15 protein-coding genes are annotated in these 17,618 nt (G+C 74.6%); 9 read left to right on the top strand and 6 right to left on the bottom strand.

The annotated features are described in order from the left end of the window. Positions 1-45: 45 nt before the first annotated feature. The 3 genes from ACFW1A_RS25605 to ACFW1A_RS25595 all read right to left on the bottom strand — a co-directional run bounded on the left by ACFW1A_RS25605 (position 46) and on the right by ACFW1A_RS25595 (position 2,610). On the bottom strand, positions 46-1,296 hold the full coding sequence (locus tag ACFW1A_RS25605) for an MFS transporter (RefSeq protein WP_380412261.1): 1,251 nt from the start codon (positions 1,294-1,296) through the stop codon (positions 46-48). Positions 1,297-1,448: 152 nt separating this feature from the next. After that, positions 1,449-2,054: a DUF4291 domain-containing protein gene (locus ACFW1A_RS25600; protein WP_380412258.1), complete on the bottom strand. Its 606-nt coding sequence runs from the start codon at positions 2,052-2,054 to the stop codon at positions 1,449-1,451. Positions 2,055-2,097: 43 nt separating this feature from the next. Next, on the bottom strand, positions 2,098-2,610 hold the full coding sequence (locus ACFW1A_RS25595) for a DinB family protein (RefSeq protein WP_380412255.1): 513 nt from the start codon (positions 2,608-2,610) through the stop codon (positions 2,098-2,100). Between the two features lie 154 nt (positions 2,611-2,764). On the opposite strand from ACFW1A_RS25595, the gene ACFW1A_RS25590 reads away from it, so the two are divergent. After that, entirely contained in the window at positions 2,765-3,544 is a 780-nt protein-coding gene (locus ACFW1A_RS25590) for a ZIP family metal transporter (RefSeq protein ID WP_380412252.1), read from the top strand. Between the two features lie 12 nt (positions 3,545-3,556). Here ACFW1A_RS25590 and ACFW1A_RS25585 read toward each other — a convergent pair whose 3' ends face one another. Beyond that, positions 3,557-4,129: a nucleosidase gene (locus ACFW1A_RS25585; RefSeq protein ID WP_380412249.1), complete on the bottom strand. Its 573-nt coding sequence runs from the start codon at positions 4,127-4,129 to the stop codon at positions 3,557-3,559. A 25-nt stretch (positions 4,130-4,154) separates the two neighbouring features. Further along, positions 4,155-5,141: a cytochrome c oxidase assembly protein gene (locus tag ACFW1A_RS25580; protein WP_380412246.1), complete on the bottom strand. Its 987-nt coding sequence runs from the start codon at positions 5,139-5,141 to the stop codon at positions 4,155-4,157. Between the two features lie 260 nt (positions 5,142-5,401). Between ACFW1A_RS25580 and ACFW1A_RS25575 the strand changes: the two genes are divergently transcribed. Genes ACFW1A_RS25575 through ACFW1A_RS25550 form a run of 6 tightly spaced genes read left to right on the top strand, consistent with a single transcriptional unit; the run spans position 5,402 to position 14,342 of the window. After that, positions 5,402-6,853 (top strand): hypothetical protein, encoded by a 1,452-nt coding sequence (locus tag ACFW1A_RS25575; RefSeq protein WP_380412243.1) that lies wholly within the window; start codon positions 5,402-5,404, stop codon positions 6,851-6,853. Continuing rightward, positions 6,850-7,806 (top strand): glutamate ABC transporter substrate-binding protein, encoded by a 957-nt coding sequence (locus ACFW1A_RS25570; RefSeq protein WP_380412240.1) that lies wholly within the window; start codon positions 6,850-6,852, stop codon positions 7,804-7,806. Before ACFW1A_RS25575 ends, ACFW1A_RS25570 begins: the two co-directional genes overlap by 4 nt. A 33-nt stretch (positions 7,807-7,839) precedes the next feature. Continuing rightward, on the top strand, positions 7,840-9,189 hold the full coding sequence (locus tag ACFW1A_RS25565; protein ID WP_380412237.1) for a hypothetical protein: 1,350 nt from the start codon (positions 7,840-7,842) through the stop codon (positions 9,187-9,189). Between the two features lie 5 nt (positions 9,190-9,194). Beyond that, the gene (locus ACFW1A_RS25560; protein ID WP_380412234.1) at positions 9,195-11,702 is read left to right on the top strand and encodes a tetratricopeptide repeat protein; all 2,508 of its coding nucleotides are present in this window, start codon (positions 9,195-9,197) and stop codon (positions 11,700-11,702) included. A gap of 2 nt (positions 11,703-11,704) precedes the next feature. After that, a complete protein-coding gene (locus ACFW1A_RS25555) occupies positions 11,705-12,937 on the top strand; it encodes a PP2C family serine/threonine-protein phosphatase (RefSeq protein WP_380412231.1) in 1,233 nt (410 codons plus the stop codon). 49 nt (positions 12,938-12,986) lie between these two features. Beyond that, entirely contained in the window at positions 12,987-14,342 is a 1,356-nt protein-coding gene (locus ACFW1A_RS25550) for a VWA domain-containing protein (RefSeq protein ID WP_380412228.1), read from the top strand. Between the two features lie 69 nt (positions 14,343-14,411). Here ACFW1A_RS25550 and ACFW1A_RS25545 read toward each other — a convergent pair whose 3' ends face one another. Next, entirely contained in the window at positions 14,412-15,200 is a 789-nt protein-coding gene (locus ACFW1A_RS25545; protein ID WP_380412225.1) for a hypothetical protein, read from the bottom strand. Between the two features lie 339 nt (positions 15,201-15,539). Between ACFW1A_RS25545 and ACFW1A_RS25540 the strand changes: the two genes are divergently transcribed. Further along, positions 15,540-16,331, top strand: a complete 792-nt coding sequence (locus tag ACFW1A_RS25540) for an FHA domain-containing protein (RefSeq protein ID WP_380412222.1) — start codon at positions 15,540-15,542, stop codon at positions 16,329-16,331. A 154-nt stretch (positions 16,332-16,485) separates the two neighbouring features. After that, positions 16,486-17,618 (top strand): ALF repeat-containing protein (locus ACFW1A_RS25535; RefSeq protein WP_380412219.1); only part of this gene is annotated, 1,133 nt, incomplete at its 3' end.

Here is a 17,618-nt window from a genome sequence, read left to right as displayed (position 1 = left end):
CTTGTGGGGGCGCTCCCCGCCCGCCGACACGGTGGTGACGGTGCGTCAGACCGCGGCTGCGGGCGCCGGCTCTACGGTGGACCCGGCGCCGTCCTCGCGCACCACCAGGGTGCGGATCGACCGGCAGGTCAGCGCCGCGCAGGTGGCCAGCACGATCAGACCGGCCGCCGCGAGCAGCGTCGCGCGGTCGCCGAACCGGTGGGCCACCGGCCCGATCGCCATCTCGCCCAGCGGCAGCGCCAGGAAGGACCCCAGCGCGTCGAAGGAGTACACCCGGGCCAGCTTCTCGGCCGGCACGTTCTGCTGCAGCGACAGGTCCCAGGCCACGGCGAAGAACTCCACCGCGAAGCCGGTCAGCAGGGTGCTGAGCGCCAGCACCGCCGCACCCGGCCGCTCGGCCAGGGCCAGCACCGGCAGCGCCGAGACCAGCACCGAGGCCACCCCGACCAGCAGTGCCCGCCGGATCCGCAGCCGCACCACCAGCAGGCCGGCCAGCACCGCACCGACCATCTGCGCGGCCAGCACCAGGCCCCACGCGGTGCGCCCGATCGTCGCGTTGGCGATGCCCGGGCCCAGCACCGAGATCGCGCCGGAGTCGGCGGCGTTGACCACCATGAACTGCAGCACCACCACCCAGACCCAGGTGCGGGAGACGAACTCGCGCCAGCCTTCGCGCAGTTCGGCCAGCGGACCGGTGCCGGCCGGCACCGCGGCGGCCGGCCCGGCGGGCAGCCGCACCCCCAGGTAGCAGCCCGCCGCCGCGAGCAGCGCCACCGCGTCCACCGCCAGCGCCCAGCCCGGGCCGACCGCCGCAGCCAGCACCCCGCCCAGTGAACTGCCGGCGATCAGACCGATGTTGGAGCCGACCCGGGAGACGGCGTTGGCCGGTCGCAGCTCCTCGGCGGGCACCGTCTGCGGCAGCAGCGCCCCCGCGGCCGGCAGCGAGAGCGCCGCCAGCACCCCGGTGGCCAGGCTGAGCCCGATCAGCAGTGGCAGCGAGGCCGCGTGGGTCAGCACGGTCAGCGCCAGCAGCCCCTGCACCAGGGCCGATCCGAAGGCCGTCCCCTGCAGGATCAGGGCCCGCGGCCACCGGTCGGCCAGCACCCCGCCGAACAGCAGCGCCGCCACGTTGGCCAGCGACCGGGCGCCGACCACCAGCCCGAGGTCGGTCGCCGACCCGGTGAGGTCCAGCACCGCGAAGGAGAGCGCCACCGGCGCCATCGAGTTGGCCAGCACGGCGAACGCCCGCCCACCGGCCAGCTGGCGGAACGGCTTGTGCCGCAGCGGAGTCGTCACGTGCCCACGAACCCGCGAAGGCGCAGCAGGTGGGCGAGGGCGCGGAGTTCCGCGGCGGGTTCCCGGGGTGGCATGGAGGCAGTGTCACCGGCGCCGTGACCACGGGCAAACGATTATCCCGGGGTCGTCCCCCGGCCGCCGGACCGGTGTGCTCAGACCATCCGGAGCCGGTGGGCCACGGCGGGCGTCACCGGGTACGGCAGCTCGGCCGGCACCAGCGCCCGGGCCGCCGCGCCGTCCCCGGAGCGCAGCAGCGCGCGCACCCGGTGGGCCAGCGGTGTCACGTCGCGCACGGTGCGCAGCCAGTGGTCCGCGTAGTCCCGGGTCGCCCGGCCGGTGAGGCCCAGTTGGAGCGAACGGTGGGGGAGTTCGGACAGCGTGAGGTCCCGCTCCGGGTCCCACTGGACCCGCACCGGGGACTCCCGCAGCCGCGCCGACCACTCCTCGCGCGAGCCGTGGGTCTCGCGGTGGTACGAGGACAGGCAGGCCTGCTCCAGGGCCGAGTCGAAGCCGGCCCGGCTGATCTCCAGGGCCAGTACCCGCTCCTGGCCGGCTTTCGAACCCCAGCCGCTGCGGTACATCATCCAGCAGAAGCTCGGCTTCACCCAGGTCATCCGGGACCGGCTCCAGCTCTCCGGGAACCGGCCGTGCTCGATCGCGTGGTCGCCGATCTCGGGAGCGTAGGCCTGGTAGACCGTCACCGTCTCCCCGGTGTGGACGGCGCGGATCTGGCGGTGCGGCACCTGCGGGTTCTCCATGGCAGGGCAGTCTGTCCGAAGCCCGCCCGCGCCCGCCCCCGAATTAGCGCCCGACGGCCCCGTCCAGCTGCTCGCGCAGGATGTCGGCGTGCCCGGCGTGGCGGGCCGTCTCCTCGACCATGTGCACCAGTACCCACCGCATCGAGGGCGCCGGCGTCTCCCGGAGCGAACGGGCCCCGGGGGCGGCGAGGTCCGTGCACCGCCGCACCACTGCGTCGGCCGACGCCACGGCTGCGCGGTACTCCGCCAGGAGCGAGGCCACCGTGTCCGCCGGGGTCACCGCGGCCTGGTCGTCGATCCGCTCCCCCTCGCCCGCGAACGCCCAGACGAACCAGTTCCGCTCCACCGCCGCCAGGTGCTTCACCAGCCACGCCGGGCTGGTTCCGGAACGCACCCCGGGCGTGCGCGCCTGCTCGTCCGTCAGGCCGACCAGCTTGGCCGCCACCGACTCGCGCAGGTAGTCCAGGAAGGCCAGCAGCGTGGTTCCCTCGTCGGCCTCGGTGCCGGGCGGGCGGTGGTCGGGGCGCGGAGCGGCGGAGGCGTCGTCGGCGATCACGCACCCGAGCCTAGGAGCGCCCGCCGGCGGGGTTCAAGGGGGCGGTGCGACCCCGTGCACCGGTCCGCACCCCTGCAGGGCTTGTTCAGTGAGCTTAGCCTGCCCTAAGGTCTGCGGGTCGTCACCCTCCATCCGACTCCCCCGGAGCGACCTCATGTCGAGCGGTCAGATTGCCCTGCTCGGGGCCATCGCCGGTTTCACCATCTACCTCGGGCTGCCGATCGGCCGGCTGCGCAATCCCGCGCCCCGGCTGCGCGCGGGCCTGAACGCGCTCGCCATCGGGATCCTGGTCTTCCTGGTCTGGGACGTGCTGTCGCACGCCTGGGAGCCGACCGACAAGGCGCTCTCCGACAAGCACTGGGGCACGGCGGTGGCCGGCGCCGCGGTACTGGCGGTCGGTCTGGGGATCGGCCTGGTCGGGCTGGTCTACTACGACCGCTGGAACGCCCGCCGCCGGGCGGCCGCGGGCGTCCAGCAGGGCGCGGCGAGCCTGGCGATGATGATCGCGGTCGGCATCGGGCTGCACAACTTCGCCGAGGGCCTGGCGATCGGCAACTCCGCCGCGCAGGGCGAGATCTCGCTGGCCGTCCTGCTGATCATCGGCTTCGGCCTGCACAACGCGACCGAGGGCTTCGGCATCGTGGCCCCGATGGCCGCCGAGGGCACCCGCCCGTCCTGGGGCAGCCTGGCGCTGCTCGGCCTGATCGGCGGCGGCCCGACCTTCGTCGGCACCCTGGTCGGCCAGCACCTGGTCAACGACTACCTGAGCATCGCCTTCCTGGCGCTGGCCGCCGGCTCGATCCTCTACGTGGTGATCGAGCTGCTCGCGGTGGCCCGCCGCGCCGCGCTCAAGGAGCTGACCACCTGGATGATCCTGGCCGGCATCATGGCGGGCTTCGTCACCGACGCGATCGTCACCGCCGGCGGCGCCTGACCGCGGCGGCGGTCACAGGTGCTCGCGCACCCACTGCGCGAGCACCTTCGCGCAGTCGTCCACGGTCTCCCGCCACACCCGGTCCGCGCCCTCGCCGGCCTCGTCGCTGACGTGCTTGACCAGCCGCACCGGCACCCCGGCCCGGCGGGCGACCGAGGCCAGCGCGTACCCCTCCATGTCCACCAGGTGCGCCTGCTCCGCGAGGCGGTCGCGGGCCACCGGGTCGGAGACGAACAGGTCGCCGGTGGCCAGCACCGGCCCGTCCGCGGCCAGCTCCAGCGGCTCGCCGACCGCCCGGCCGGTCAGCAGCCGGAGCACCCGGGCGTCCAGGTCGTGCTGGAGCACGGTGCCGATCTCGTGGGTGCGGCCGTCCAGCCCGGGCCGCAGCGCCCCCGCCGTGCCCAGGTTGACCACCGCGGACGGCTTCGGCCCGCCCGCCAGCACGGTGGCCAGCGCGGCGGCGGCGTTCACCTTGCCCATGCCGGTCAGCAGGACGGGCAGGTCGCCGTCCAGGTGGGCGGCCTCCTCGGCCACGGCGAGCACCAGGAGCGGTCGGTCGGCGGTCACGGTTCCGTTCAGCTGCATGCCGCCATGGTAGGCCGCCGCCCCCTCACCCCCCGTAGCGGTGCTTCAGGTTGGGGTCGTCCAGCCACCAGGGCCGCATGCCCTCCTCCGGCTCCGGCTCGCCGCCGGCCGGGACCGCGGCCGCCACGGCCGCGTACTGCCGGTCCAGCTCGGCGTCGACCCGGGCGGTCTCCTCCCGGCCCTGCACGATCATGCGCCGGACCAGCGCCGCCAGGAACGGCAGGCCGACCAGGTCGCCGAGCACCCAGAGCGCGTTGCCGCCCCAGGTCTGGTCCTGCGCCGGGCTCGGCCCCCACGGGCGGTCCAGCGCGACGTAGTAGTGCCCGGCCACCAGGTGCCCGCCGTAGATCAGCACGATGCCCAGGCCGGCGTCGAAGATCACCTCGGCGAAGGTGATGAACAGTCCGACCAGGTGCGGGTACTCGCGCCCCACCGGGTCCAGCTGCAGCCGCGGCCAGAAGTACGCCAGGCCCAGCGCCACCAGCGAGACGTGCAGCCCGATGTTCCAGGCGCCGCTGCTGAGCGACTTCTCGTACCAGGGGGTGAAGTAGAGCAGCCACGGCGGCGCCATCAGCAGCACGGTGGAGACCGCGGGGAACATCAGCAGCTTGGACGGACCGCTGCGCAGCGCCCGCAGGATCCGCTCCTGCCGCTGCGGCGGCGAGGCCTCCACCAGCAGCGAGACGGGTGCGCCCAGGGCCAGCAGCAGCGGCACCACCATCAGCAGCAGCACCACCTGCACCGCGCGGTCGGTGAACAGGATCCGCTCGTACACCCCGATCCCCGAGCAGGTCAGCCAGAGCCACAGGGCCAGTCCGCCGAGGAAGGCCGCGGTCCGGGTCGGCTGCCAGCGGGTGCCGGCCCGGGCCAGTCGGCGCACCCCGAGCAGGTAGCCGCCGCCGGCCAGCACCGACAGCGCGAGGACGACCGGTTCCAGGGTCCAGGAGGTCGCCAGGTCGGCCCACTGCCAGGGCGGCGGACCGTGGTAGCCGGAAGCTGCGGAGATGTGCATCCGGCCATCATCGCCGAACCGGAGTCGATCACCGGACCGGCCCCCGGGGTCGTCCGGGCCGCCGACCCGGCCCCACCCGCAGCGCCGCGCGGCGGAACCGCATAGGGTACGCCTCGCGTCTTGGACCCGCCGGGCCGTGGTGACCATGGTTCGGCGGTTGCTCAGGAGCACCGCAAACCGCGTGTGGCCGTCGGACGGGTTGGCCATACTGCAGGCATCGGCCGCCACGCACCGGGCGGCCACAGGGGAGGGTGGGGCGGGTGGCGACACCAGAACAGCGCAACGCAGCACCGCCGGCGTACCTGCCGGCGCAGTCGCCGCCGGGCGCGCCGGTCAGCAGCCAGGGCACGCCGGGGTTCGGCCCGGCCGCGCCCGGGTTCGGGCCGGCCGTCGAACAGGCCCTGCCGCAGCCCGCGGTCGCGACCACCAAGGCCCCCGCCACCGGCCTCGTCGCCCGCCTGCGCCGGACCGCCGACACCGCCCCCGGCCGGCTGCGGCTGGCCGCCGCCGTGCTGACCGTACTGGTGCTGGGCCTGGGCGCGGTCACCGGCTGGGAGGTCAACGACCGCACCGCGGCCGCCGACCAGGTGGTGACGCACAGTCAGCCGCTGAGCCAGAACGCGGCCGAGATCTACCGCTCGCTCGCCGACGCGGACACCACCGCCGCGGCCGGCTTCCTGCTGGCCGGCTCCGAGCCGCACGACGTGCGCCAGCGCTACCAGGACGACCTGGCCAACGCGACCCAGCTGCTCACCCAGGCCGCCGCCCAGTCCAACGGCTCCGACCAGGCGCAGACCCTGGTCTCCCAGCTCAACCAGCAGCTGCCGGTCTACGCCGGCCTGGTGGAGACCGCCCGGGCCGACGACCGCCAGGGCCTGCCGCTGGGCGCCGCCTACCTGCGCTACGCCTCGAACATGATGCAGACCCAGCTGCTGCCGGAGGCCCAGAAGCTCTCCGACACCGAGCTGACCCGGCTGGACCACGACTACCAGGACGCCGAGTCCACCCCCTGGGTCTCCTACGGCTTCGGCCTGCTGGTCCTGGCCGCGCTGGTCTGGGTGCAGCTGATGCTGTACCGCCGGACCAACCGGGTGCTCAACCCCGGCCTGCTGGCCGCCACCGCCGCGGTGCTGGTCACCCTGGCCTGGCTGAGCACCGGCGTGCTGAGCGCCAACTCCTCGCTGGACCAGAGCAAGAGCCGCGGCGCCACCCCGCTGCAGGCGCTCAACCTGGCCCGCACCGACTCGCTGCAGGCCCGCACCGCGGAGAACCTCAACCTGGTGGCCCGCGGCTCCACCACCGCCTACGCGGACCAGTGGACCAGCGCCAACAAGGCCGACAACACCGCACTGGCCAAGGCCCAGCAGCTGGCCCCGGGCGGTGCGGCCGACTCGATCAAGCAGGCCCGCGACCAGTTCACCGTCTGGACCCAGAAGCACGACGCGGCCAACGCCAAGAACGACGCCGGCGACTACCAGGGCGCCCTCGACGCCACCGTCGGCACCGGCGCGGACAGCTCGCAGCCGGTCTACCAGAGCCTGGACCAGGACCTGGCCCGCGCGGTCAAGGCCGAGCAGGCCGAGTTCCTGAGCGCGGCCAAGGACGGCCGGGACGCCACCGTGCCGGTGACCTTCGCGGCCGGCGTGCTGGCGCTGCTGGCCGCGGCCGGCGTGCTGACCGGCCTCAACCGTCGCCTGGCGGAGTACCGATGACCACCTACCCCAAGAGCCTCCGCATGCGCCGCTTCCGCACCGCCCTGCTGGCCACCGCCCTGGTCACCCCGCTCGCGCTGACCAGCGCCGAGGCCGCCCCGGTCCCGGCGAGCGACCGCCCCACGGCGGTGCGGGCCGCCGCGCTCACCGACACCCCGAGCTGCGACCCGACCAAGAGCCTGCGCCCCAGCACCGACGAGTCCGGCCCCGCGGTCAGCGCGATCAAGCGCCGCGGCGTGCTGATCGCCGGCGTGGACCAGAACAGCTACCGGTGGGGCTTCCGCGACCCGGCCACCGGCCAGCTCGAGGGCTTCGACATCGACATCGTGCACGCGATCGCCAAGGCCGTCCTGGGCGACCCCAACAAGGTGCAGTTCAAGATGGTGCCGACCGCCAAGCGCATCGATGCCATCAAGAACGGTTCGGTCGACGTGATCGCGCGTACCATGACGATCACCTGCGCGCGCCTCAACGACGTGGCCTTCTCCTCCGTGTACTTCCAGGCCGGCCAGCAGGTCGTGGTGCCCAAGGCGGCCCACGCCAAGACGGTTGACGACGCGTTGAAGGGGAAGCGGGTGTGCGTGGCGGACTCCTCCACCGCGCAGGACTACCTGGAGAAGAACTCCCGCGGCCAGGCGAGCCTGACCAAGGTGGGCAACGCGCTCGACTGCCTGGTGCTGATGCAGCTGGGCCAGGTGGACGCCACGCTGACCGACAACGCGATCGCGGTGGGCCAGGCGGCCCAGGACCCGACCGTCGAGGTGATCGGCCCCTCCCTCACCGACGAGCCCTACGGCGTCGCCATCAACAAGAACTCGCCGGACCTGGTGGCCCGGGTGAACGCGGTGCTGGAGGACTACCGGCACGGCGGCTGGCAGGACAGCTACCACCACTGGTTGGAGGACTACCTCGGCAAGGGCGCGGTGCCGCCGCCGGCCACCTACCTGCCGTAGTACGCGACCGAGGGAACACAGGAGGGGAAGGGCGTGGCGTTGACCGGATCCGCTGGCCCGGTGCTGAGCCGGGAGGAGGTGGACCGCGAGCTGACCCGGCTGAGCGCCGAGCGCGAGGCCGTGGAGTCCGCGCTGCTCGCGCTCCAGGACCACCCGGGCCGGCGCCTGTTGGAGGGCGCCGCGCTCTCGGGCCGGACCGAGGAGCGCTGGCAGGTCGCGTCCCAGGGCCTGAGCCTGCTGTGGACCTTCTTCGACCGCTACTCCGAGGCGCTGGCCTCGGCCCGCGCGGTCCGCTCCCGCCGGGTGCGGCCCAGCTCCCCGGAGCTGGCCGAGCTCAGCGAGCTGCTGCGCGGCCGGGCGGTCACCGTCTCGGGCGCCCAGCTGCCCGACGCGGCCCGCCAACTGGCCGGCCCCGCCCGGTTGGTCGAGCAGGTCAGCCTGGCCGAGCTGATGGACCGGATGAACGCCTGGTACGCCACCGTACTGGAGGTGGTCAGCGCGGCGGACGCGGTCTGGTCGGCGCTGCCGGCCCGGATCGACCTGCTGCTGGCCGAGCTGCGCCGGGTGGCCACCCTGGCCGGCTCGGTGGGCGTGCGGGCCGGTGCGCACCCGCTGGGTGACGACCTGGCCCGACTGGAGCAGCAGCTGACCGAGCTGCGGGCCGAGGTGCTGGCCGACCCGCTGGCGCTCTGGCGCCCGGCCCGGGTGCCCTCGCAGCGCGGCCACGAGTCGCCGACCACCGTGGCGGCCGCGCAGGCCGCGGCGGCCGGTGCGGTGGACACCGAGCGGTTCGACCGGGCCGGCCGCGAGCTGGACGGCATACGGGTCGAGCTGGAGCAGTTGCTGCGGCTGCGCGACGAGGCGGACGAGCGGCTGCACCAGGTCGCCGACCTGCTGCACCGCGCGGACGCGACGCTGGGCGAGGCCCGGCAGGCCCGCGGCGAGGTGCTGGCCAAGATCGCCGCCACCGAGGTGCCGGCCGTGCCCGGCCCCTCCGGCACCCTGCGCGACGGTCTGCACCAGGCCGCCGAGCTGCGCCAACAGGGCCTCTGGCACCGGCTGGCGCCGCTGCTGGACGCGCTGGAGGAGCAGTCCGCCCAAGAACTGCAGCGGGCCCGGGCCTCGCTCACCGAGGTGACCGCCCCGCTCGCGGTCCGGGCCGAACTGCGCGGCCGGCTGGACGCCTACAAGGCGATGGCCGCCCGACTCGGGGTCGCCGAGGACCCCGAGGTGATCGAGCGTTACGAGAAGGCCCGTTGGCTGCTGTGGAGCGCCCCGTGCGACCTGCGGGCGGCGGCAGCGGCGGTGGCCAGGTTCCAACAGGCGTTGCGACCCGCGGCGGGCCCGCAGGACGCGCGGCGGTACGACGGACAGGGGGATTGAGAGCCATGGGCGAGGCATGTGGACGTCCGGGGTGCTCCGGCACCATTGACGCGGACGGCTTCTGCGACGAGTGCGGCCTGACGCCGGTGGGCGGGGCCGCTGCCTCCGGTGCCACCGGGGCGACGGGTGCCGGCGGACCGGCGGCCGGCAGCCGCTGCGCCCGGTCGGGCTGCACCGGCACCATCGACGCGGACGGCTTCTGCGACGAGTGCGGCCTGGCCCCGGAGGGCGCCGCCGCACCGCTGGTCCCGCCCGCCCGGTCGGCGCCCGACTCCTCGTCGGTCCGGTCCGGCTCGATCCGGTCCGGCCGCACCGGCTCGGCCCGTTCGATGTCCGGCCGGTCCCGCTCGCACCGCTCCACCCGGACCGGCACCCGCGGCTCGATCACGGTCAACTCCTCGCGCGCCAGCGGCCAGGCCGTCACCCGCAGTCGGCTCGGCGCCGGCCTGGTGGCGGTCCCGCCGGTGCCCAAGGCCGACCCGGCCGCCGCGGTGCTGGCCAACCCCGAGGTGGCCGAGCGCAAGCGGTTCTGCTCCAAGTGCGACGCCCCGGTGGGCCGCACCAAGGGCGACCGTCCGGGCCGCCCGGAGGGGTTCTGCACCCAGTGCGGGCAGCAGTACTCGTTCAGCCCCAAGCTGCAGCGCGGCGACATGATCGGCGGCCAGTACGAGGTGATGGGCTGCCTGGCGCACGGCGGCCTGGGCTGGATCTACCTGGCGGTGGACCGCCGGGTCAACGACCGCTGGGTGGTGCTGAAGGGCCTGCTGGACACCGGCGACGAGGACGCGCTCGCGGTGGCCATCGCCGAGCGGCGGTTCCTGGCCGAGGTGAAGCACCCGAACATCGTCGGCATCATCAACTTCGCCGAGCACCCGGACCTGAAGACCGGCTCCACGGACGGCTACATCGTCATGGAGTACGTCGGCGGCAAGTCGCTGAAGGACATCGCCAACGAGCGCCGCACCCCGGACGGCCGGCGCGACCCGCTCCGGGTGGAGCAGGCGATCGCCTACGCCCTGGAGGCGCTGCCGGCCCTGGGCTACCTGCACAGCCGCGGCCTGGTGTACTGCGACTTCAAGATCGACAACGTGATCCAGAGCGAGGACACGCTCACGATCATCGACATGGGCGCGGTGCGCCGGTTCGACGACGACGGCCCGATCTTCGGCACCGTCGGCTACCAGGCGCCCGAGATCGCCACCGAGGGTCCGTCCCCGGCCTCCGACCTCTACACGGTCGCCCGCACCCTGGCCGTGCTCACCTTCGACTTCCAGGGCTACGGCACCACCTACCAGTACGAGCTGCCCGGCCCGGAGCAGGTCGAGGTCTTCGCCACCTACGAGTCGTTCTACCGGCTCCTGGTGCGCGCCACCGACCCGGACCCGCGCCGCCGCTTCGCCTCGGCCGAGGAGATGGCCGACCAGCTGACCGGCGTGCTGCGGGAGATCCTGGCGATCGGCGACGGCCAGCCCCGCCCGGCGGTGTCCACCCTGTTCGGCCCCGAACTGCGGGTGGTGGACACGGAGCTGGTGACGGACGGTCAGCCGCTCGCCCCCGGCGTGCCGGCGATGGCCCGGCTGGACGCGGCCGCCGCCGCGCTCGCCCTGCCGGTGCCCCGGGTGGACCCGGGCGACGCCAACGCCGGTTTCCTGGCCGCGCTGATGACGACCCGTCCGGCCGACGCGCTGGCCGCGTTGGAGACCGCCCCGGTGGAGTCGGTGGAGCGCCGGCTGCGGGTGCTGCGCGCGCTGCTGGAGCTGGGCCGGCACTCGGACGCCGAGCAGGCGCTGGCCCAGCTGGCGGTGGACCAGCCGGGCGACTGGCGGGTGGTCTGGTACCAGGGCCTGGCCCGGCTGACGCACGCCGGCGCGGTCGGCGAGCCGGCCCAGGTCCGGGCGCTGACCGAGTCCGCCGCCGAGGCCTTCGACGCGATCTACGACGCCTTCCCCGGCGAGATCGCGCCCAAGCTGGCGCTGGCCGTCTGCGCCGAGCTGCTCGGCCAGGGCGAGGACGCGGCCGAGTTCTACCGGCTGGTCTGGTCGACCGACCACACCTTCGTCTCCGCCGCCTTCGGCCTGGCCCGGGTGAGCCTGGCGGCCGCCGACCGGCCGGCCGCGGTGCTGGCCCTGGAGTCGGTCCCGGAGACCTCCACCCACTACACCGCCGCCCGGATCGCGGCGATCCGCGCCCGGCTCCGGGCGCGCTCCCCGCAGGAGCCGCTGGCCGACGAACTGACGGCCGGTTCGGTCCAGTTGACCGCCCTCGGGCTGGAGGACCGGCGCCGCGAGCAGCTCTCGGTGGAGGTGCTGGAGGCCGCGCTGGGCTGGACCCTGGCCGGCTCCCCCGGGGCACGGCAGCAGGTCACGGTGCTCGGCCACGCCGGCGCCGAGCGCGAGCTGCGGTTCGCGCTGGAGTCCTCCTACCGGGTGCTGGCCCGCCTCGCCGACCGGCCGCAGGACCGGATCAGGCTGGTCGAGCAGGCCAACCGGACCCGACCGCGAACCTGGGTGTGAGCATGAACTGCCCGAACTGCAACGAGCCCCTCGACCCCGAGGACGTCTTCTGCGGCGTCTGCGGCACCAACCTGGCCGAGCCGCCGGCCGCGGCCGACGCCGGCGACAGCACCGGTGCCGGTGCCGGTGCCACGGCCGACTTCGAGCTGGCGCCCGCCGAGGGCGCGGCCGCGCCGGGCGTCTGCGTGCACTGCGGCGCGGCCGCGGTGGCCGCCGACGGCTGGTGCGAGGCCTGCGGCAGCTCCCAGCCGCGGCCGCGCGACCACGTCGAGCGCGCGGTCGAGGGGGTGGCCGGGGTCAGCGACCGCGGCCTGCGCCACCACCGCAACGAGGACTCCTTCACCATCGCCTCCACCGCGCTGCCCGACGGCTCCCCCGCCGTGGTCGCCGTGGTCTGCGACGGGGTCTCCTCGGCCGCCCGGCCGGACGAGGCCTCGCAGACCGCCGCCGACACGGCCGGCGAGGCGCTGCTCACCGCGCTGGAGCAGGGCACCGAGGCGGAGCCGGCGATGCGCCGGGCGATCCTGACCGCGGCCGACGCGGTGGCCGCGCTGGCCACCGACGGCTCGCCGCAGGGCAACGCCGCGAACGCGCCCGCCTGCACCTTCGTCAGCGCGGTGGCCGCCGCCGGGGTGGTCACCGTGGGCTGGGTCGGCGACAGCCGCGCCTACTGGATCCCGGACGACCGGCAGGACGCCGAGCCGTACCGGCTGACCGAGGACGACTCCTGGGCCGCCGGCATGGTCGCGGCCGGCCTGATGGCCGAGGCCGAGGCCTACGCCGACGCCCGGGCGCACGCGATCACCGGCTGGCTGGGCGCGGACGCCGAGGAGGTGCTGCCGCACACCGCGGCCTTCACCCCGCACGTCCCGGGCGTGCTGGTGATCTGCACCGACGGGCTGTGGAACTACGCCGAGGCCGCCACCGACCTGGCCGACCTGGTCCGCGCCGACGCCCGGAAGGACCCGCTGGGCGCCGCCAAGGCCCTGGTCGCCTTCGCGGTCGCGGCCGGCGGGCACGACAACATCACGGTGGCGGTGCTGCCGGTCCAGCCGGATCCGGCCGGCGGCTGGAGCGACACCGTGCTGGACCTGCCGGTGGTGCGCACCACGCCGACCGTCCCGCTCGGGAGCGTGCCGCCGCCGCCCGCTCCCCCCGCTCCGGCTGTTCCGCCCGCCCCGGCCGTCCCCGCTCCGGCCGTTCCGCCGATGCCCAGCTTCCCGCCGCAGAGCTGAGTTCGGCCCCGTCATCGTCCGGCTCACCACTCATCAGGAGTCAACGGCCATGGCCAGTCTGACCAAGTCCAACCTGCCCCGGTTCACCGCCGACATCTTCCAGAACGAGTACCTCGCCGAGGGCGCCCGCGAGGTCAACGCGATCGTCACCGTCACCGCCACCGGCGGCGGCACCACCGGCGGGCGCCCGGTGGGCCTGGCCGCCGACGCCGGTCCGGATGCCGGCGGGCAGGCCGCCGTGGTGATCATGGTCGACTGCTCGGGCTCGATGGACTACCCGCCGACCAAGATGCGCAACGCGCGGGACGCCACGGCGGTCGCCATCGACACCATCCGCGACGGGGTGGCCTTCGCGGTGGTGGCCGGCACCCACGAGGCCCGCGAGGTCTACCCGGGCGGCGGCGAGCTGGCGATCGCCTCGTCCGCCTCCCGGGAGGCGGCCAAGCAGTCGCTGCGCAAGCTGACCGCCGGCGGCGGCACCGCGATCGGCACCTGGCTGACCCTGGCCGACAAGCTGTTCCTGACCCGCCGGGAGATCGCCATCCGGCACGGCATCCTGCTCACCGACGGCCGCAACGAGCACGAGAAGCCGGAGGACCTGCAGCGCACCCTGGAGCGGGTCGGCGGCCACTTCACCGCCGACTGCCGCGGCGTGGGGACCGACTGGGAGCTGCCGGAGCTGCGCCGGATCTCCTCCGCGCTGCTCGGCACCGCCGACATCGTGGCCGAGCCGTCCGGTCTGGCCGACGACTTCCGCTCGATGATGACGGCGGCCATGGGCAAGCAGGTCGCCGACGTGGCGCTGCGGGTGTGGACGCCGGCCAACGCCGCGGTGAAGTTCGTCAAGCAGGTCGCCCCGGACCTGGAGGACCTGACGGAGCGCCGGGCCGAGGCCGGGCCGCGGGCCGGCGACTACCCGACCGGTTCCTGGGGCGACGAGAGCCGCGACTACCACGTCTGCGTGGAGGTCCCGGCGGCGGGCGTGGGCAACGAGATGCTGGCCGCCCGGATCAGCCTGGTGCTCCCGCAGCCCGACGGCACCACCGAGGTGCTGGCTCAGGGCCTGGTCAAGGCGGTCTGGACCGACGACCTGGCCTCCTCCACCCGGATCAGCCCTCAGGTCGCGCACTACACCGGGCAGGCCGAGCTGGCCTCGGCGATCCAGGAGGGCCTGGAGGCCCGCCGGGCCGGCGACCTGGACACCGCCACCGCCAAGCTGGGCGCGGCGGTCCGGCTGGCGCACGAGAGCGGCAACGAGGGCACCTTCAAGCTGCTGCAGGGCGTGGTCGAGGTGCAGGACGTCAAGCAGGGCACCGTGCGGATCCGGCAGAACGTCAGCGAGGCCGACTCGATGACGCTGGAGACCCGGTCGACCAAGACGGTGCGGGTCTCGCCGAAGAAGTAGCGCCGCGCAGGCCGGAGTCCGGCGCGCCGCCCCTCCCCGGGCGGCGCGCCGGACGCTTTCGGGGCCCCGCTACTTGAGCTTGGGGGCCAGTTGGCCGGCCAGCGTCCGCAGGTCGGGCATCGCCCCGGCGGCGTCGCTGCCGTCGATCAGCAGCACCTTGTCGCCGACCCGCGCGATCACCGTCTCCTCGGCGACGTAGTGGCCCTGCGGAGTGTTCTTGAAGTCGATGCTCTGGTCCCCGAGACCGGGGACCGGGTCGTCCGTCACCGTGGTCCGGACGGTGCCGCCGCCCATCGCCTGGGCGGTGTAGGTCGTGCAGCCGCCGGCCAGGGTGGTGATCTCGCCGAGCAGCTTGGTCGCGTCGCCCGGGTGGTAGGAGGCGATCACCACGGTGACGTCGGCCTGCTTCGGGTCCTTGAGCTTGATCGAGGCGTAGGCCGCCCGGTAGTCGATCGACAGGCTCTCCGCGCCGGCGTGGGTCAGCTCGGTGCACTTCTCGCCGGGCAGCAGCGGGGTGCCCGGGCTCATGATCGTGTCCTTGGTGTCGAAGGCGTACCCGTCGCTGCCGTCCAGCGCCCAGCCGGCGGGCAGCGTGGCGGCGGTGGGCAGCAGGGTCTTGAGGGTCGAGCCGGGGACGACCGCGCCGGCGCCCGGGCTGCCCGTCGCACCGGCGGAGTCGCCCGGTGCCGCGGAGTCGCCGCCCGTCGGCCCGCTGCTGGTCGGCGCGGCCTGGCTCGGGGCCGACGACGCGGCGGCCGTACCGGCGGGTTTGTCGGAGTTGTCGGACTGACAGCCCGCCAGGAGCGCCGTCGTCACCGCCACCGCACCGAGGGCGGCCGGAATTCTCAGGTTGGACATGGGGACCACTCTGCTCCCGGCCGCTCACGCCCCGATCGCCTCCCGTTAACGCCGCCGGGCCATTGGGACCAGGGTGTGACCTGCCCGTGGCTGTGCCACCGTTCACCACGGCCGCACACCTCGGTATCGTTGGCAGCAGAAGTGAAACTGGTTCCGCTGGGGGGCCGGACCTGCTGAGATGTGGGGGACTTGATGGCGATCTGCCCTAGTGGCCACGAGTCGCAGTCGGAGGACTACTGCGACTACTGCGGCCTCGCCATGCGTCCGGCAGCCGTTGCCGGGGCGCCTGGCTCGGGGTATCCCGGATCGTTCGGCGGGCCGGTTCCGCCCCCGCCGCCGATGCCGCCGCAGGGCCACCCGCTGGGGAACGGGTACCCGGGGGCCACCGAAGGCCTGGCCACCTGCCCGATCTGCCGCACGCCGCGCACCGGGCGGTTCTGCGAGGAGTGCCGGTACGACTGGGAGTTGGCCGTGCCGACCCAGCCGCCCGCGCCGCCCGTCGGGTACGGCTACCCGCCGCCGGCCCCGCAGCCGCCCGCGCACCCGGTGGCCCAGCCGGACCTCGGGTACGGCTACCCGCCGCCGGCTCCGACCTACCCCGCCGGCGGTGACCCCTACCAGCAGTTCCCGCCGCCGCAGCAGCAGACCGCCCCGGTCGGCGAGCCGCAGACCTCGTTCCACCTGGCCCCGCCGAGCACCCCGGTGCAGCCGGAGCCGGTGCGGTTCACCTGGGTGGCCGTGGTCAGCGCGGACCGGGACTACTTCACCGACATGATGGCGCGCAGCGGCCCCGAGGCCTCGGGGCTGTTCTTCCCGCCGTACTGCCCCGAGCGCCGGATCCCGATCACCGGCCGCGGCCAGCTGCGGATCGGCCGCCGCCGGCAGAACCAGAACGCGATCCCGGAGATCGACCTGTCGGTCCCGCCGGAGGACCCGGGCGCCTCGCACCAGCACGCCCTGCTGGCCGAGCAGCCCGACGGCAGCTGGGTCCTGGTCGACCAGGACTCGCTCAACGGCACCACGATGAACGGCGGCGCCGAGGCGGTCACGCCGCACACGGCGATCCCGCTGAACGACGGGGACCGGATCCACGTCGGCGCCTGGACCACAATCACGCTGCACCGCGCCTGAGCAGAGCGGCCCCGCTCGCGGTCCCCGGACCGGGAGCGGGGCCGCTGCGTTCACACACCCCGGAGCGAAGGTAAAAGTTTGGCACAGGGATCGCAAAGAGTGATCTAATAGTGCCTGCGAACGATCTTTCACCGGGGGAAGTAGGTCCACACGCATGAAGCTGTCCCGCGTCCGCGCCTCGGCGCTGCTCACCGTCGCCGCGGTCGCGCCCGGCGTGCTGCTGGCCCCCGCGGCCCACGCCGCCGACTCGGCCCCGTCCGGGCCGAGCGCCTCGGCCCCGGACGTGCAGCCCGCCTCGGCCGAGGACGACGAGCGCGCCGCCGTCCAGCACCTGCTCACCGACCCGGCGAGCAGCCCGGCCCTGAAGGCCGCCGCGCAGCAGGCCCTGGCCGGCTCCGCCGCCGACGTCCACCAGTTCCTGACGGTGGGGCAGTTCAAGGTCCGCGAGGACGACGAGCGGGTCGCCGTCTCCCGGATCATCGCCGACCCCGGCTCCAGCCCCGCCCTCAAGGCCGCGGCGAGCAAGGCCATGGACGGCACCGCCGCGGACGTGCACGAGTTCCTCACCGTCGGCCAGTACAAGGTCCGCGAGGACGACGACCGGGTCGCCGTCTCCCGGATCCTCTCCGACCCGAACTCCAGCCCCGCCCTCAAGGCGGCCGCGAGCAAGGCGCTGGACGGCACCATCACCGACGTCCGCCAGTTCCTCGCCGTGGGCCAGTACAAGGTCCGCGAGGACGACGAGCGGGTCGCCGTCAGCCGGATCATCGCCGACCCGAGCACCGGCCCCGGCCTGAAGGCGGCCGCGGGCAAGGCCATGGACGGCACCGCCGCGGACGTCCACCAGTTCCTCACCGTCGGCCAGTACGAGGCCCGGTTCACCGACGACCTGGTGCAGCTCGCCCGGCTCGGCGACCAGGGCGGCCCGGCGATGAAGGCCGCGGTCGACGACCTGATGAACCACGGCACCCGGGAGAGCGTGCGCCACTTCCTGGAGGTCGACCGGTTCACGGTCGCCGCCAAGGACCAGGCCGCCAAGGACCAGGCGGCGAAGGACCGGGCGGCCAAGGACCAGGCCGCGATGACCCAGGCTGCGAAGACCCAGGCCGCCACGACCGTCCAGGTCAGCGGCACCACCGCCGCCGTCCAGAACGCCGCCACCGGCACCACCACAGCCGCCTCGGCGACCGCCCCGGGCGGCACCACCGAGCTCGCCTCCACCGGTGGCGGCACCGACCTCCCCTGGGAGCTCGGCGGCGCCGCCGTCACCCTCGGGGCCGGCGCGGC

This window comes from Kitasatospora sp. NPDC058965, assembly GCF_042741245.1.
Taxonomy (GTDB): Bacteria; Actinomycetota; Actinomycetes; order Streptomycetales; family Streptomycetaceae; genus Kitasatospora.
This window is presented reverse-complemented; position numbering and strand designations above follow the sequence as displayed.

What these genes read in the sequence shown, in the direction of transcription:
- ACFW1A_RS25545 (WP_380412225.1), bottom strand. Translation starts at nt 15,200, where the DNA reads ATGTCCAACCTGAGAATTCCGGCCGCCCTCGGTGCGGTGGCGGTGACG.
- ACFW1A_RS25570 (WP_380412240.1), top strand. Translation starts at nt 6,850, where the DNA reads ATGACCACCTACCCCAAGAGCCTCCGCATGCGCCGCTTCCGCACCGCC.
- ACFW1A_RS25600 (WP_380412258.1), bottom strand. Translation starts at nt 2,054, where the DNA reads ATGGAGAACCCGCAGGTGCCGCACCGCCAGATCCGCGCCGTCCACACC.
- ACFW1A_RS25550 (WP_380412228.1), top strand. Translation starts at nt 12,987, where the DNA reads ATGGCCAGTCTGACCAAGTCCAACCTGCCCCGGTTCACCGCCGACATC.
- ACFW1A_RS25585 (WP_380412249.1), bottom strand. Translation starts at nt 4,129, where the DNA reads ATGCAGCTGAACGGAACCGTGACCGCCGACCGACCGCTCCTGGTGCTC.
- ACFW1A_RS25540 (WP_380412222.1), top strand. Translation starts at nt 15,540, where the DNA reads ATGCCGCCGCAGGGCCACCCGCTGGGGAACGGGTACCCGGGGGCCACC.
- ACFW1A_RS25560 (WP_380412234.1), top strand. Translation starts at nt 9,195, where the DNA reads ATGGGCGAGGCATGTGGACGTCCGGGGTGCTCCGGCACCATTGACGCG.
- ACFW1A_RS25580 (WP_380412246.1), bottom strand. Translation starts at nt 5,141, where the DNA reads ATGCACATCTCCGCAGCTTCCGGCTACCACGGTCCGCCGCCCTGGCAG.
- ACFW1A_RS25590 (WP_380412252.1), top strand. Translation starts at nt 2,765, where the DNA reads ATGTCGAGCGGTCAGATTGCCCTGCTCGGGGCCATCGCCGGTTTCACC.
- ACFW1A_RS25555 (WP_380412231.1), top strand. Translation starts at nt 11,705, where the DNA reads ATGAACTGCCCGAACTGCAACGAGCCCCTCGACCCCGAGGACGTCTTC.